Origin of the sequence: Alkalibacterium sp. 20 (genome assembly GCF_001885615.1) — a bacterium.
Lineage (GTDB): Bacteria > Bacillota > Bacilli > Lactobacillales > Carnobacteriaceae_A > Alkalibacterium.
The window spans coordinates 1-329 of record NZ_LSRN01000011.1 but is presented as its reverse complement, the minus strand read 5'-3'; the positions used below and the strand labels follow the sequence as shown (position 1 = coordinate 329).

Genomic DNA, 329 nt, shown 5'->3' with positions numbered 1-329 from the left:
CGGCAAACTCAGCGGAAAACCTCAGTGAGTGATGCTAAGAAGGCCTTAGTTCGGCAAGCTCAGTGGAAAACCTCAGTGGGTGATGCTAAGAAGGTCTTACTTCGGCAAACTCAGCGGAAAACCTCAGTGAGTGATGCTAAGAAGGACTTAGTTCGGCAAGCTCAGTGGAAAACCTCAGTGAGTGATGCTAAGAAGGCCTTAGTTCGGCAAACTCAGCGGAAAACCTCAGTGAGTGATGCTAAGAAGGCCTTAGTTCGGCAAGCTCAGTGGAAAACCTCAGTGGGTGATGCTAAGAAGGTCTTACTTCGGCAAACTCAGCGGAAAACCTC

At 49.2% G+C, this 329-nt stretch carries 1 protein-coding gene; it reads left to right on the top strand.

Annotated features, from left to right (window positions below):
• Positions 1–24: 24 nt before the first annotated feature.
• Positions 25–329 (top strand): hypothetical protein (locus tag AX762_RS12925; RefSeq protein WP_218162449.1); only part of this gene is annotated, 305 nt, incomplete at its 3' end.